Consider the following 15,049-nt stretch of genomic DNA (forward strand, 5'->3'; position numbering starts at 1 on the left):
ATCTCATGTTGTATTCAGAAACGCTTTTCCTCTTTCTTTAAGCCGGAAGGCTGCTATTGTCGTCACCATACTATTCATTCGGTAAATGAGTTGAAGCTCACGTATGTTTAACCGGTTTCTGGCCGTACCTTCTGACAACATGTTAACCCTGAAAAAAAATGGGATATTACGAATTTATATACTCGTGATATGCCTCGCACTTTTACTTATCTCTCTTCCTTCTCATGCGGGCAGTAACGATGTCCCGACCCGCAACGAAGTGCAAAACCAGCTCGATACCTTTAACCGGCAGAAAAACCTCACGCCAGTCGATAAATTGTCGCAGCAGGATTTAATCCATACGATGGAGTACCTTGACGCGCTCGATCGCGTGAAGCAGGACGCCACGCAGCTGCATCAGCAGGTTACCGAAGCGCCACAGAAATTGCGTGCGGCAATAGACGGACTCGAACAGCTGAAAAACAGCACTAAAGATGACGTCAATAAAGCCCAGCTTTCCGCGCTTTCTCTGCGTCAGCTGGAAAACCGCCTCAACGATACCCTCGACGATCTTCAGTCCTCACAGGAAGATCTCTCGACGTTCAATACGCAGTTAATTTCGCTACAAACCCAGCCGGAACGGGTCCAGAACGCGATGTATACCTATTCGCTGGGTATCCAGAAAATCCGCAATGAGCTCAACGGGATGTCGCCGGGGCAGCAGGATTTACGTAACACTCAGCAAACCACGCTGGTGACCCAGCAAGCGTTGCTGAACGCACAAATCGATTTACAACGCAAAAGCCTGGAAGCCAACACCACGTTGCAAGATTTACTGCAAAAGCAGCGTGATTATACCAACGCCCATATTAATCAGCTGGAGCACACCGCCCAGTTATTGCAGGAAGTGGTGAATGGTAAACGCCTGATCCTCTCTGAGCGCACGGCAAAAGAAGCGCAGACTCCAGACGATACCTCCAATATTCAGAATGACCCGCTGGTGGCGCAGGAACTGGGGATCAACCGCAAGCTGAGTGAACGCCTGATCGCCGCCACCGAAGAGGGCAATCAGCTGGTGCAGAAAAACATCACGGTCAAAAACTGGTTAGATCGCTCGGCGCAGTCGGAGCATGATCTTAAAGAACAGATCACCGTGCTCAAAGGCAGCCTGTTGCTGTCACGCATTTTGTACCAGCAACAGCAAAACACTATTCCGCCATCCGGTCTGATCACCGACATGAGCGCGCGCATTGCGGATTTACGCCTTGAGCAATTCACTATCAACCAGCAGCGCGATGCGTTATTTCAGGGTGACAGCTACATTCAGGGCGTGGTGACTAACAGCAAAGAAACCATTAATGATGATATCAGCGACGCACTGGATCAAATTGTGGATATGCGCCGGGAGCTGCTCGATCAGCTGAATAAACAGCTGGGTAATCAGCTGTCTCTGGCGATCAATCTGCAGATCAACCAGCAGCAGTTGCAGAGCATCAATCAGTCGCTGACGGAAACGTTGACCCAGCAGATTTTCTGGGTAAGCAGTAATAAACCGATGAACTGGGATTTTATTAAATCCCTGCCCGATGACGTCAAAAGCCAGCTGAGCAGCCTGAGTATTAATCTTCCGCGCGGCGAACTGATGCTCGGGGCGATTCACTCCCTGCCGGTGACTGTGCCACTGCTGATGGTGATTTTGCTGCTGATGTGGCGCAAAAAATACATTAATGAGCGGATTGAAAGCCTGAGTAACGACGTCGGACAGCTCAAGCGCGACAGCCAGCTGCACACGCCGCAGGCTCTGTTGCTGATGGTGCTCAACGTTCTGCCGGGTGTCTTGCTGATGCTGGGTGTTGGCTACTGGTTCTCGCAGTGTGATATCGAGCTCAGCGACTTTTTATGGACACTGTCTCAGCGGCTGGCCGTTTTCCAACTGGTGATGGGATTCTGCTACCGTATTCTTAAACCGGGCGGTATCAACGAACGCCACTTCAATACACCGGCGACCACCTGTGCGCATTACCGGCGCTCGGTGATCCGCCTGAGTCTGGTGATGCTGCCGCTGATCTTCTGGTCAGTGCGTGGCGAAAAAGCGCCGCTCGGGCTGGTGGATGACATTATCGGGCAGGTGGTGATTTTATTGACACTCACCGCACTGACTGTGCTGGTTTTCCCGATTGCGCGCGATGGCTGGCGCGAAAAAGATTCGCACAATATTCGTCTGGTGGTGGTTACTGCCATCGCGCTGGCGCCGGTATTTCTGATTGGCCTGATGGTGACGGGTTACTTCTACACTACCCTGCGGCTGGCCGGGCGCTGGATAGACAGCCTGTATCTGCTTATTTTCTGGAATATCACCTATCTTACTGCGCTGCGCGGACTGAGCGTGGCGGCCCGTCGTCTGGCCTACCGGCGTGCGCTGGCACGACGTCAGACGGCGGTCACTAAAGATGGCGTGGAAGGCAGTGAGCCAGTTGAAGAGCCGCCGCTGGGGCTGGATCAGATTAACCAGCAGTCGCTGCGCCTGACCACCATGGTGCTGTTCTTTATCTTCGCAACGGTGTTCTACTGGATTTGGTCGGATTTGCTGACGGTGATTTCTTATCTCGACAGCATTTCGTTATGGCATTATTCCGGAACAGTCGCGGGCACGGTGACGCAGCAAACCGTTACGCTTGGGAATTTACTGCTCGGCTTTCTGGCGGTGATCGTGGCCTATGTGCTCACGCGTAACCTACCGGGATTGCTGGAAGTCGTGGTTCTCTCGCGGTTGCAACTGCGGCAGGGAACGTCGTATGCGATCACCACCATCCTCACCTATTCGATTACAGTGATCGGAGCCGTGACCGCGCTCGGATCGCTGGGCGTTTCATGGGATAAACTTCAGTGGCTTGTGGCGGCGCTGTCGGTCGGGCTGGGGTTCGGCTTGCAGGAGATCTTCGCCAACTTCGTGTCGGGTCTGATTATCCTGTTTGAGCGGCCGGTGCGAATCGGCGATACCGTTACCATCGGCTCATTCTCCGGTACGGTCAGCCGCATCCGCATTCGCGCCACGACCATCACCGATTTCGATCGCAAAGAAGTGATCATTCCTAATAAAGCTTTCGTGACCGAGCGGCTGATTAACTGGTCGCTGACCGATACCGTGACTCGTGTGCTGATTAAAATTGGCGTGGCATACGGTTCAGATCTCGACAAAGTGAAAGAGATTTTATTGCAGGCAGCGCATGAAAATCCACGGGTCATGAACGATCCGTCGCCGCTGGTCTTCTTCCTTAATTTTGGCGCAAGCACGCTGGATCACGAACTGCGTGTGTATGTTCGCGAGCTGGGAGACCGCAGTTACACCGTCGATGAACTCAACCGCAGCATCGATAAACTCTGCCGCGAGAACGACATCAACATTGCCTTTAATCAGCTGGAAGTGTATCTGCATAATCAGGACGGAAGCGAAGTTCAGGAAGTGAAGCGGGTGCTGAGACAGCCAGGAGATGAACCGGATGCGGTGACGCTGGGCTGAGAGTGGTTTCCACATCAGGGGAAAGCGATGAAATCCCCTGATATTTCCTCCGGCAGCCACTAACCCAGGCTGGTGAGCTTACAGATAACTGATGGAAAGCGAACTTTTGCTGCTCTTCAGCTTTTCCTGATAATCGCGCTGCACAATTTCCAGTGCGGCAAGGGCGGTTTCAGGCGCAATCTCGTTGCATTCGAGCAGGTAAATCAGATCAACAGCAAGCTGAAGTTCGGGAGGCGCATTTTCTACTGACATATTGGCCAACATTATAATTAGCAGGTTTTGGACTTATCATTATAGATAAGAAAAGGTCAACGAAGCAGGCTGAATTCAAAAAATGTGATAAAGATTCAAAAACCTTTTTCCTGCCGCTCAATCTGCTTTTCTATTTTCGCCAGCGCCTGCCGACAACGCATAAGTCGTCCTTCTAACGCGGCCAGTTCCTTCTGTACTCGCTGCTGATCGCTGAACGTCGCCAGTTGCCCGAGTGTGGTTTCCCGGTCTTCAATCATGGCGATGAGTCGCCGCTCAAACTGCTGAGTTTCCGCCAGTCTGGTGTAGTTATCATGGCTTTTACGTTCCGGCGTCTGATGCGTTTTGCGCAGCGTTTGGGTAGCCAGTTCACGCTGCATAGCAGTGATTTGCGCCACCAGCCGTTCAGCGATAAATGCCACCTGCGCGGAACGCTTTTCCACCACTTCCTGATTAAGCTGGCGCAAATTATTTTTTATCTCAGCCAGATAATCCCGCAGACGCGTGCCTTTGGTGGAGAACAGGGCGATATCAAATCGCGCCTGCGTGGCGGAGACGTGGCCAATCGGTTCGATTTCCCGCGACAGTGTTTCGATCTGCTGATCAAGGACATGTAAAATTCGTTCTGTGCTCACGGGAAATCTCCATTGATGACGCGTCCGGCAAATATGACAGAGTTGCTGCGTCAGTTTACACTGGCCAGAGGAATACTTGCCGTGGTTTATCCGAATTAAAAGGAATTGAATGAAACGCGTACTACTGATCATTCTTGGCTGGATTTGCGTGGTGCTGGCGACGCTGGGTGTTGTGCTGCCACTACTGCCGACGACCCCCTTTCTATTGCTGGCCGCCTGGTGCTTCGCCCGCTCGTCGCCGCGTTTTCACCACTGGTTACTGCACCGCTCCTGGTTCGGCAGTTATTTGCGTCACTGGCAGCAGCATCGCGCATTACCAAAAGGCGCGAAACCGAAAGCGGTGGTGCTGATTCTGGTGACCTTTGCCATCTCGATCTATTTCGTCCCGTTATTATGGGTTCGTATTTTATTGCTCTGCATGATGTTTATGTTGCTTATTATGATGTGGCGATTACCAGTGGTTGACCTTGAGCAATAAAAAAGGTGATCATGTCCGGCTGCGGGTTGCTTTTTAAAGCGGCTTTGCATAGATTTGGGCATCTCGTACGTCGGTGCGCTCCCAATTTCCTTCCTTAGACGACATGCTTTATATCAGGCATGACGGGGGACATTTGACCGCCCGCGTTTAAGTATGAACAGCAGCTATATCAGGCAATGACATTATGACCGCTACCGCACAGCAGCTTCAGTTAATTAAAGACAGTATCAAAACCATCCCTGACTATCCTAAGCCAGGCATACTGTTCCGCGACGTCACCAGTTTGCTGGAAGACCCGAAAGCTTACGCTGAAAGCATTAAATTACTGGCCGATCGTTATCGCGATGCTGGTGTGACCAAAGTGGTCGGCACCGAAGCTCGTGGTTTCCTGTTCGGCGCCCCGGTGGCATTGGTTCTGGGCGTGGGTTTTGTTCCTGTGCGCAAACCGGGCAAATTACCGCGTGAGACCATCAGCGAAACCTACGATTTGGAATACGGCACTGACAGCCTGGAAATCCACGTTGATGCGATCCAGCCGGGCGAAAAAATTCTGGTGATCGACGATCTGCTGGCAACGGGTGGCACTATTGAAGCCACTGCGAAACTGATCCGCCGTCTGGGTGGGGAAGTGACCGATGCCGCTTTCATCATCAACCTGCCAGAGCTGGGTGGAGAAAAACGTCTGAACTCCCTGAACATCAACTGCTACAGTCTGGTTTCTTTCGACGGGCATTGATGAATGATAAACGGCCTCGCTTTTATCGCGAGGCCGTTTTGTTCCCTTCCTGTTATTTTTCCGGTTCTCCCGCCCAAACTATCATTACTTTATCGTCACCTTTTTTGCGGCTGAATGCATAATAATCTGGCGTGTGCAGTGATGTCTGAATGCCTGCGCCGATAGCAATATGGTGCTGCCTGAATTTCCCCAGTTTTTGCCAGTGCGTCAGCAGGGTTTGCTTCTCGCCCCTTAGCTCATTCCAGTTCATATCAGAACGCGTTCCCTGCAAAGGATCCGATCCCGTCGGGCCAAACGCGCGCCCGCTTTCGTCGCCGTAATAAATCTGCACTGCGCCGGGCGCCAGCAGCAGCAAATCTGCTGCCCGCCGCTGTAAAGGCAGTGCGCCTTTCGCGTCCGCGTCGAAGAACAACCGGGTATCATGTGAAGAGAGATAGCTCAGTACGTTTAAGTCCTGCATTTTTTCTGCCATCTGCTGATAAGTTGCATCGATAAGGGCAAAGCAACTCAGGGCGGCAGCGGCCTGATCCTGAAAATCAAAGTTGATCATCGCATCGAAACCATTGTCGTAATAATCACTTTTCATTACACCTTGACCCCAGGCTTCGCCAGTCATCCAGAACAGCGCATCGTCCAGTGCCAGCTCCGGATTGGCGGCTTTCCATTGTTTCAGCGCTTCGACAGAACGCGCTTTCAGTAATGCCAGCGTCGGCTTTTCAACATGCTTAGCGGTATCAACACGGAATCCATCAATGCCGTAATCACGAACCCACTGGCTGAGCCATGTCACCAGATACTCACGCGGAGTGGCACCGGGGATTTCTTTCGCGGCGGTATCAGGTTTATGACGGTAAAAAATCGGTAACCCGCTCACTACTTTAGATTCAGTTTTGATATCAGGCAGAAAAGCCAATGACATGGTGAGATCGTCAAACCCCGGCGAGTCATAATCGCCGATATCGGTGCGGATCCATTTCTCGCCCCACCACGTACTCCAGCCCTCTTTATCGCTGAAGTTAATATAATCGTTAAAACTGTGCCAGTTCTGGCCGGGGCCGGGTCTCCAGTCAGTCCAGTTTTTATCCAGTGTTTTTTCGATCTCATTTCCTTTCAGATACAGCTGTCCGAACTCGAAGGTTTGCATATCAGCCAGCGTGGCGTAGCCCGTGTGATTGACTACCACGTCAAACAGAATGCGTATCCCTCGTTTGTGGGCCTCGGTCACTAACTGATGTAACTCTTCGGCATTGCCCATATTGGCGTCGAGTTTTGTCCAGTCGAGCGTGTAATAACCATGATAGGCATAATGCGGAAAGTCGCCTTTAGTGCCACCGCCGACCCAGCCGTGGATCTGCTCGAGCGGTGAACTTAACCACAGGGCGTTGACCCCAAGTTGTTGCAGATAATCCAGTTTATGTGTCAGGCCAGCCAGATCGCCGCCGTGGAAGGTGCCGATCTCTTGTAGCCCGTCGCTGTGGCGGCCATAGCCGTGGTCGTTAGCCGGATTGCCATTCTCGAAACGGTCGGTCAGGACGAAATATACCGTGGCGTTTTGCCAGCTAAAAGTGCTGACTGGGTTACTTACTGCGGATTCAAGCAGCAGCAAACCGCCACTGGAGGGATCGGGCATTATCTGAATATGTCCTTTCAAAACCTTGGCTTTCTGACCGGAGTAAAAATCGCGTACTATTTCACCCTCGGAAAACGTTGAAGAGACGTCCACTGAAAGCGATTTTCCGTTCCAGCGCGGGCAGATTTTCGTCACCGTAGCGACCGTTTCGGGCGCGGTGTTAAGACTCAGCTGAAGGGTCGGCGTTCCGCTGCGGGTATCGATCCGTACCTGATAATCGCCAGCGCGAAATTGCCTCCAGTTCACCGGCGTTTTGCTCGCGCACGGTTGCAGCGAGAGCATGACGTTAAGTTTCACGTCATCCGCAGGCTGCCAGCATTGATTATCCTGAAGAAGTTCAAGCCTGCGCTGGCCTTTTGGCAGGGTGGCGTGAGTGGTGATAATTCCTGAGGACGTCTCAGAAAAAGCAGGGAAGCCTTGCAGCGACCAGTTCGCCTGTGAGGCGGGGGAAATCAACAATAACAGAGGCAGTGTCAGGTGTTTCATGGCTCTCCTTACGCGTGGCAGGAAGCATTCTTTTGGCAGAGGTGAAAACAGTGTAATCCTCATGTCAGGTTCTCCCTCATCCCTGCAGGGAAAATCTCAGGAGGAGGAAGAAGGGGGAGAACCTGCGGCGCAGCCCGCAAAAAGTAAAGTAATAGGAATGATAGCGACCCTGCTGATACACTAAGTAGTGGTAGTCTGACTCCTGCATCATTATGCTGAGTCTTCAGTCTCCGTTACGCAGACCAGCGCAGAAAGACGGGTTAAACGATGTTTTTTCGTGTATCGTCAAATTATTCATTATAAATCAACGATGAAGTATTAATGAGCTATCAGGTTCTTGCCCGTAAGTGGCGCCCCCAAACTTTCGCCGACGTTGTCGGACAGGAACATGTGCTGACCGCACTGGCTAATGGCCTGTCGCTCGGGCGCATTCATCATGCCTACCTGTTTTCCGGTACCCGCGGCGTGGGGAAAACCACCATTGCCCGTCTGCTGGCGAAAGGGCTTAACTGCGAAACCGGCATTACCTCTACGCCATGCGGCGTGTGTGATAATTGCCGTGAGATCGAGCAGGGCCGTTTCGTCGATCTGATTGAAATCGATGCCGCGTCCCGTACCAAAGTCGAAGATACTCGCGAGTTGCTCGATAACGTCCAGTACGCACCGGCGCGCGGTCGCTTCAAAGTTTATCTGATTGACGAAGTGCACATGCTCTCGCGTCACAGCTTCAATGCGCTGTTGAAAACCCTCGAGGAGCCGCCTGCGCACGTCAAATTCCTGCTGGCGACGACAGATCCGCAGAAGCTACCCGTCACGATTTTATCGCGTTGTTTGCAGTTCCACTTGAAAGCTCTGGATCCGGAGCAGATCCGTAAACAGCTCGAAAACGTATTATCCCAGGAAACCATTGCCACTGAGCCGCGCGCGCTTCAGCTGCTTTCACGTGCTGCCGATGGCAGTATGCGTGATGCGCTGAGTCTCACCGATCAGGCGATCGCGATGGGCCAGGGTGCCGTCACCACCGAAACTGTGGCGCAAATGCTCGGTACGCTGGATGATGAACAGCCGCTGGCGATGCTCGAGGCACTGGTCAGCGCCGACGGAGGTCAGATGATGGCGCAGGTCGAACAGGCTGCGTCGCGCGGGGTGGACTGGGAAAATCTGCTGGTAGAAACGCTGTCATTGTTGCATCGCATTGCGATGGTTCAGCTGTTGCCGTCGGTGCTCGACAACCATTACGCCGCCATCGAACAACGCTTGCGTGAACTGGCGCGGGTGATTCCGCCGGCTGACGTGCAGCTGTACTACCAGACGTTACTGATTGGCCGTAAAGAGCTGGCGTATGCGCCGGACAAACGCATGGGTGTCGAGATGACATTGCTGCGGGCGCTGGCATTCCATCCGAAAGTGATTATTGCAGAGCCCGTTCCGCAGCCGGTCGCCCAGGCGCCGTCAGGTCATACACTGCGCACAGCGCCAGCGCAGCCTCAGCCGACGTCTCCGCAGCAGTACAACAATGATTCACCGCACCCGCACGGCAATACGGAACCTGCATCGATGCCAGATTCCACTGCCCAGCTGTTGCAGGCACGAACACAATTACTCAGACAGCAGGGGAGTACCACCCCAAAAAAAGCTGAGCCGGCAGCGCCAGGAAAAGCGCGGCCGGCAAACTCAGCACTGGAGCGTCTCGCCTCGGTGACTGAGCGTGCGCAAACCCTGGCCAGCGTGAAGAAAGAACCCGCGGTGCCGGTTAAAGAAGAGGCGTACCGCTGGAAAGCGTTGACCGAACCGGAAGAATCGCCGGAACCGGTCGCGACGCCGAAAGCGTTACGGACCGCGCTGGAGCATGAAAAATCCCCGGAACTGGTCTCCCGCCTGGCGGAAGAAGCCATTGAACGTGATGAATGGGCGGCAGAAATCAGCCGGTTAGCTATTCCGAAACTGGTGCAGCAACTGGCACTGAATGCGTACCGCGAACAGCCTGAGCCGGGCAAAATTTGTCTGCATCTGCGTTCATCGCAAAAGCATCTGAATTCGCCCTCCGCGCAGAAAGTGCTCGCTGAGGCTTTATCGACACTGCATCAGACAACGGTTGAACTCACCGTTTTGGAAGACGATAATCTGGCGGCGAAAACGCCGCTGGAATGGCGACAAACTATTTACCAGGAAAAGCTGGCTGAGGCGCGCCAGTCGATTATCGCGGATAATAACATTCAGACTCTGTGTCGGTTCTTTGACGCTGAACTGGATGAAGAAAGTATTCGCCCAATTTAAATTAAACGCCGCGCTACGTCGCGGCACTATGGAGAGAAAGCATATGTTTGGAAAAGGCGGCATTGGTAACCTGATGAAACAGGCCCAGCAAATGCAGGAAAAAATGCAACAAGTTCAGGCCGAAATTGCTGCATTGGAAGTGACGGGCGAGTCAGGCGCTGGCCTGGTTAAAATCACTATTAACGGTGCGCACAACGTGCGTCGCGTTGAGATTGATCCAACTCTTTTTGAAGATGACAAAGACATGTTGGAAGATTTGATTGCTGCAGCATTCAATGATGCTGCACGTCGTATTGACGAAGCGCGCAAGCAAAAAACAGATGCTATCTCCGGCGGAATGCAATTGCCACCAGGCTTTAAGATGCCGTTCTGATGCAAACCAGCCCTCTCCTTGAATCTTTAATGGAGGCGTTGCGTTGTCTGCCGGGCGTTGGCCCGAAGTCAGCCCAGCGTATGGCATTCCAGCTGCTGCAGCGCGATCGCAGCGGTGGAATGCGGCTGGCGCAGTCATTAACGCGTGCCATGTCTGAGATCGGCCACTGTGCCGACTGCCGTACGTTTACCGAGCAGGAAATCTGTACAATTTGCGCCAATCCAAGGCGTAAAGAGAACGGCCAGATTTGCGTGGTTGAAAGCCCGGCGGATATTCACGCGATTGAACAAACCGGTCAGTTCTCCGGTCGCTATTTTGTGTTGATGGGCCATTTGTCTCCACTTGATGGCATCGGGCCGGACGACATTGGTCTGGGCCGCATGGAGGAGCGTCTTGAAAGTGAAAACATTCAGGAAGTGATCCTTGCAACCAACCCGACTGTTGAAGGTGAAGCTACCGCCAACTATATCGCTGAGATGTGCGGCCAGTACGGCGTGCTGGCGAGCCGCATCGCCCACGGGGTGCCGGTAGGCGGCGAACTGGATATGGTTGATGGCACCACGCTGTCACATTCTCTCGCGGGCCGTAATCCCTTCAAGTTCTGACTGTTATAGGTCGGGTGCAGATCAGCGCACCCGGTTTACTTTCTCCCTATCCCCTCTGCATTTCTTCTTAAAAATTTCTTCTTATGCTTGAAAAGCCCCGTCCCTAACCCCACTTATTCCTCAACGTATGATTTGGCCAATAACAGTATCTGCATTGAGGTAATTTGATGAGTATGAAAGGACAAGAGACACGCGGATTCCAGTCTGAAGTAAAACAACTTCTTCATCTGATGATCCATTCTCTGTATTCAAACAAAGAAATTTTCCTGCGTGAGTTAATCTCCAACGCTTCCGATGCGGCTGACAAACTGCGTTTTCGCGCGCTGTCGACCCCTGAGCTGTATGAAGGTGATGGCGAGCTGCATGTGCGTCTGGCGTTTGATAAAGAAAAACGCACCCTGACGCTAAGCGACAACGGTATCGGCATGACCCGCGATGAAGTCATTGACAACCTCGGGACTATCGCGAAATCCGGCACCAAAGCTTTCCTGCAGTCTGTCGGTTCAGAGCAGGCCAAAGACAGCCAGCTGATCGGCCAGTTCGGCGTAGGTTTTTACTCTGCCTTTATCGTGGCGGACAAAGTGACTGTACGCACCCGCGCCGCCGGTGCCAGCGTTGAAGAAGGTGTGTTCTGGGAATCTGCCGGTGAAGGTGAGTACACCCTGGCCGATATCGAGAAAGCGGACCGCGGGACTGAAATCACCCTGCATCTGCGTGAAGATCAGGACGAGTTCCTGGATGACTGGCGCGTGCGCTCCATCATCAGCAAATATTCTGACCACATTGCGCTGCCGGTTGAAGTGGAAACCCGCAACGAAGAAGACGGCACCGTCACCTGGGAACAAATCAACAAGGCGCAGGCTCTGTGGACCCGTGGCAAAGCCGAAATCAGTGACGAAGAATACGTCGAATTCTACAAGCACATCTCTCATGATTTCAGCGATCCGCTGAGCTGGAGCCACAACCGCGTCGAAGGTAAGCAGGAATACACCAGCCTGCTGTACATCCCTTCGCAGGCGCCGTGGGATATGTGGAATCGCGATCACAAACACGGCCTGAAACTCTATGTACAGCGCGTGTTCATCATGGACGAAGCCGAGCAGTTCATGCCGAACTATCTGCGCTTTGTGCGTGGTCTGATCGACTCCAACGATTTGCCACTGAACGTGTCCCGTGAAATTCTGCAGGACAGTCGCGTTACCCAGAACTTGCGCAGTGCGCTTACCAAGCGTGTTCTGCAAATGCTGGAAAAACTGGCTAAAGATGACAACGAAAAATACCTGCAATTCTGGAAACAGTTTGGGCTGGTATTGAAAGAAGGCCCGGCAGAAGACGGCGCTAATAAAGAAACTATCGCCAAACTGCTGCGTTTCGCCAGCACCCGCAACGATACCAGTGAACAAACACTGTCGCTGGAAGAGTATGTTTCGAGCATGGTGGAAGGTCAGGACAAGATTTATTACATCACCGCTGACAGTTATGCCGCGGCGAAGAGCAGCCCGCATCTGGAACTGTTCCGTAAAAAGGGCATTGAAGTTCTGCTGCTGTCTGACCGCATCGATGAATGGATGATGAGTTATCTGACCGAGTTCGATGGCAAAGTCTTCCAGTCCGTCAGTAAAGCCGATGATTCATTGGATAAACTGGCCGACGAAGAAACCGAAGAGCAGAAAGAAGCAGAAAAAGCACTGGAGCCGTTCGTTGAGCGTGTGAAATCTCTGCTGGGTGAGCGCGTGAAAGAAGTGCGTCTGACGCACCGTCTGACTGATACGCCTGCTATCGTCACCACCGGTGCGGATGAAATGACCACGCAGATGGCAAAATTGTTTGCGGCTGCCGGCCAGGACGCGCCTGAAGTGAAATACATCTTCGAGCTGAACCCTGAGCATGCGTTGGTGAAACGTGCCTCTGACGTAGCGGACGAAGCGCAGTTCAGTGAGTGGATAGAACTGCTACTGGATCAGGCGCTGTTTGCTGAGCGCGGTACGCTGGAAGATCCAAACCTGTTTATCCGCCGCATGAATACGTTGTTGCAGGCATAATTGGCTGAAATAACACTGAAAAGGGCATCGTGAAAACGAGGCCCTTTTTTTATGGCCGCTGCGTTTTCCGTTGCGTAAACCCGGTGCCCGCAGGGGTTGTTCCTTGAGCAAAAGTGCTCAGAATGGTATGGTTGACCGGTTTTCGAGATTCATAATAATTACATGCAAGGGGATTTACGCAATGCGTATCATTCTGCTGGGGGCTCCTGGCGCTGGTAAAGGAACACAGGCTCAATTCATCATGGAGAAATTTGGTATTCCACAGATTTCTACCGGCGATATGTTGCGCGCTGCTGTGAAGGCCGGAAGTGAACTCGGCAAGAAAGCAAAAGAGATTATGGACGCTGGTAAACTGGTGACGGATGAACTCGTTATCGCTCTGGTGAAAGAACGTATTCAGCAAGAAGATTGCCGCAATGGTTTCCTGTTAGACGGTTTCCCTCGCACCATTCCGCAGGCCGATGCGATGAAAGAAGCGGGCATCAACGTCGATTATGTTCTGGAATTTGACGTGCCTGACGAATTGATCGTCGATCGCATTGTTGGTCGTCGTGTACACCCTGGCTCAGGCCGCGTGTACCACATCCAGTACAATCCGCCAAAAGTGGAAGGTAAAGACGATGTGACCGGCGAAGACCTGATCACCCGTAAAGACGATCAGGAAGAAACTGTGCGTAAACGTCTGGTTGAATACCATGAGCTGACTGAGCCACTGGTGTCCTACTACGGTAAAGAAGCAGAAGCAGGCAATACCAAATACGTCAAAATTGACGGCACACAGCAGGTTTCTGCCGTGCGTGACGAACTGGCTGCCATCTTAAGCTAATTCGTGCTTTCTCTTCTGCCAACGGGGTGACTTAGGTCGCCCCGTTTGTTTTTCAGTCATTCCCCGCCAGAAACAGTCACAATTCGCATTGATAGCTACTGCCGTTGTTCCGATCGTCTTTGTTTTCGTTACAATGACGTGCGCTTCTTTCTGAATCACCGTAAACGGAAGCGCCCATATTTTTCACCCTGGCTTCGATGCCATCAATTTAGGATATTCAGCATGACGCAGACCAAATTCGGGGTTCTTCTGGTTAATCTCGGGACGCCGGAAGCACCAACTCCGCAGGCCGTGAGAAAGTATCTGGGCGAGTTTTTGAGTGATATTCGCGTTGTGGATACACCGCGTCTGCTGTGGTGGCCAATCCTGAATCTGGTGATTTTGCCTCTGCGTTCTCCGCGCGTCTCCAAATTGTACAAGTCCGTGTGGATGGAGGAGGGTTCGCCGCTGATGGTCTACAGTCGTCGTCAGCAAAAAGCGCTGGCCGAACGTCTGCCTGGAACACCGGTCGAACTGGCGATGAGCTACGGTAAGCCGGGTATGAAAGATCCGATCGAAAAATTGCTGGCTCAGGGCGTCACCAAAATGGTGGTTCTGCCGCTGTATCCGCAATATTCGTGTTCCACCAGCGCCGCCGTGTTTGACGGTGTGGCGCGCGTGTTGAAATCCCAACGTCGACTGCCTTCACTGAGCTTTATTCGCGATTACGCCACCCATCCGGCGTACATCGGGGCGTTAAAAAACAGCATCGAACGCTCTTTCGCGCAGCACGGAGAACCGGACCGTCTGGTCTTGTCCTTCCATGGGATCCCGAAACGTTTTGTGGCAGAAGGTGATGATTACGAACAGCGTTGCCGCGATACCGCGCAGGCGCTGACCGACGCGTTGCAGCTGCCGACCGGCAAAATTATGCTGACCTTCCAGTCGCGCTTTGGTCGCGAGCCCTGGCTGACGCCGTACACAGATGAAACGCTGAAAGGCCTTCCGGCTCAGGGTGTTAAGAACATTCAGATTATCTGTCCGGGCTTTGCCTCCGATTGTCTGGAGACGCTGGAAGAGATTAAAGAAGAGAACCGTGAGATTTTTATTCATGCAGGCGGCGAGCGCTTCGAATATATTGACGCCTTAAATGACCAGCCGGAGCATATCGATTTGCTGCAACAACTGGTCACTCAGCACTTCTGATTGAAGGCCGAGTTTTTTGAATTTTCCG

At 52.6% G+C, this 15,049-nt stretch carries 12 protein-coding genes and 1 other annotated feature; of the genes, 9 read left to right on the forward strand and 3 right to left on the reverse strand.

What is annotated here, in order from left to right; translation table 11 throughout:
* Nucleotides 1-103: 103 nt before the first annotated feature.
* Nucleotides 104-3,499 carry a mechanosensitive channel MscK gene (gene mscK / locus GE278_05580; GenBank protein ID QLK60275.1) on the forward strand — a complete coding sequence of 1,132 codons (3,396 nt, stop codon included), beginning with the start codon at nucleotides 104-106 and terminating at the stop codon, nucleotides 3,497-3,499.
* Between the two features lie 78 nt (nucleotides 3,500-3,577).
* On the opposite strand, the gene GE278_05585 is transcribed toward mscK, so the two are convergent.
* Nucleotides 3,578-3,751, reverse strand: coding sequence for a DUF2496 domain-containing protein (locus tag GE278_05585; GenBank protein ID QLK60276.1), 174 nt, complete (start codon nucleotides 3,749-3,751; stop codon nucleotides 3,578-3,580).
* 95 nt (nucleotides 3,752-3,846) lie between these two features.
* Entirely contained in the window at nucleotides 3,847-4,383 is a 537-nt protein-coding gene (locus GE278_05590) for a prephenate dehydrogenase (GenBank protein ID QLK60277.1), read from the reverse strand.
* Nucleotides 4,384-4,492: 109 nt separating this feature from the next.
* Here GE278_05590 and GE278_05595 point away from each other — a divergent pair, with 109 nt between their 5' ends.
* Together GE278_05595 and GE278_05600 are read left to right on the forward strand one after the other, a co-directional pair.
* Nucleotides 4,493-4,861, forward strand: a complete 369-nt coding sequence (locus tag GE278_05595) for a DUF454 family protein (protein ID QLK60278.1) — start codon at nucleotides 4,493-4,495, stop codon at nucleotides 4,859-4,861.
* A 184-nt stretch (nucleotides 4,862-5,045) separates the two neighbouring features.
* The gene (locus GE278_05600) at nucleotides 5,046-5,597 is read left to right on the forward strand and encodes an adenine phosphoribosyltransferase (protein ID QLK60279.1); all 552 of its coding nucleotides are present in this window, start codon (nucleotides 5,046-5,048) and stop codon (nucleotides 5,595-5,597) included.
* A 52-nt stretch (nucleotides 5,598-5,649) separates the two neighbouring features.
* Here the strand turns inward: GE278_05600 and GE278_05605 are convergent, their stop codons facing one another.
* Entirely contained in the window at nucleotides 5,650-7,713 is a 2,064-nt protein-coding gene (locus GE278_05605; protein QLK60280.1) for an alpha-amylase, read from the reverse strand.
* 321 nt (nucleotides 7,714-8,034) lie between these two features.
* On the opposite strand from GE278_05605, the gene GE278_05610 reads away from it, so the two are divergent.
* The 6 genes from GE278_05610 (at nucleotide 8,035) to GE278_05635 (ending at nucleotide 15,021) form a co-directional block, all read left to right on the forward strand.
* The gene (locus GE278_05610; GenBank protein ID QLK60281.1) at nucleotides 8,035-9,990 is read left to right on the forward strand and encodes a DNA polymerase III subunit gamma/tau; all 1,956 of its coding nucleotides are present in this window, start codon (nucleotides 8,035-8,037) and stop codon (nucleotides 9,988-9,990) included.
* Nucleotides 9,323-9,387, forward strand: a sequence feature (DnaX frameshifting element). (Overlaps the previous gene by 65 nt.)
* Nucleotides 9,991-10,033: 43 nt before the next feature.
* Nucleotides 10,034-10,363, forward strand: a complete 330-nt coding sequence (locus tag GE278_05615; protein ID QLK63208.1) for a YbaB/EbfC family nucleoid-associated protein — start codon at nucleotides 10,034-10,036, stop codon at nucleotides 10,361-10,363.
* Entirely contained in the window at nucleotides 10,363-10,968 is a 606-nt protein-coding gene (gene recR / locus GE278_05620; protein QLK60282.1) for a recombination protein RecR, read from the forward strand. The genes GE278_05615 and recR overlap by 1 nt, the downstream gene beginning before the upstream one ends.
* 167 nt (nucleotides 10,969-11,135) lie before the next feature.
* Nucleotides 11,136-13,010, forward strand: coding sequence for a molecular chaperone HtpG (gene htpG / locus GE278_05625; protein QLK60283.1), 1,875 nt, complete (start codon nucleotides 11,136-11,138; stop codon nucleotides 13,008-13,010).
* Between the two features lie 181 nt (nucleotides 13,011-13,191).
* Nucleotides 13,192-13,836, forward strand: a complete 645-nt coding sequence (locus GE278_05630) for an adenylate kinase (GenBank protein QLK60284.1) — start codon at nucleotides 13,192-13,194, stop codon at nucleotides 13,834-13,836.
* 222 nt (nucleotides 13,837-14,058) lie between these two features.
* Nucleotides 14,059-15,021: a ferrochelatase gene (locus tag GE278_05635; GenBank protein ID QLK60285.1), complete on the forward strand. Its 963-nt coding sequence runs from the start codon at nucleotides 14,059-14,061 to the stop codon at nucleotides 15,019-15,021.
* Nucleotides 15,022-15,049 lie beyond the last annotated feature (28 nt).

This window comes from Enterobacteriaceae bacterium Kacie_13 (assembly GCA_013457415.1).
In the GTDB taxonomy this organism is placed as follows: domain Bacteria; phylum Pseudomonadota; class Gammaproteobacteria; order Enterobacterales; family Enterobacteriaceae; genus Rahnella.